Genomic DNA, 616 nt, shown 5'->3' with positions numbered 1-616 from the left:
GCTCGTGTTCTACTTGCTACCGAACTTCCTACTGACGACATCGAGGTTCAAATCAATACCATTCAATTGGAGCAAGTTCTGGTTAACTTGCTGACAAACGCAATTGAAGCCGTAAAAGAACAACAAGATAAACAAGTGTGGTTGCTCGTTGAAACGGATACGGATGAAAACAAAGTGATGATTCATGTCGATGACAATGGCCCTGGGCTTGGTTCGCACACACTGTCCGAACTTTGCGAACCGTTTTTAACAACTAAAAAGAATGGATTGGGATTAGGACTTTCTATATCTCAGCAAATATTGGCTGGTATGAACGGCAGCTTGAGTGCTCACAACCGAGCCCAAGGTGGCGCTCGATTCTCATTGTGTTTACCAATATGCCAACGCACCGAACAATCAGAAGGATAAAATAATGTGTCAGGTGTTTTTTATTGATGATGAAGCCGACCTTCGATTAGCAATAGAACAAACGTTTGAGCTAGCCGATATCGAAGCGACATTTTTTTCCGATGCGGAATCCGCCTTGTTAGCCATGAAACAAGGCGACGAAGCTGGCGTAATTGTGACCGACATTTGTTTACCCGGTATTTCAGGCATGGACCTGTTAACCACGTTC

2 protein-coding genes are annotated in these 616 nt (G+C 44.0%); both read left to right on the top strand.

The features are described 5' to 3' along the window. Window positions 1-408: sensor histidine kinase (locus R7E78_RS28060; protein ID WP_318058878.1), on the top strand; the 408-nt coding region annotated here is incomplete at its 5' end. A 4-nt stretch (window positions 409-412) separates the two neighbouring features. Further along, window positions 413-616: response regulator (locus tag R7E78_RS28055; protein WP_318058877.1), on the top strand; the 204-nt coding region annotated here is incomplete at its 3' end.

It is taken from the genome of Vibrio sp. YT-19(2023) (genome assembly GCF_033337395.1).
This window is presented reverse-complemented; position numbering and strand designations above follow the sequence as displayed.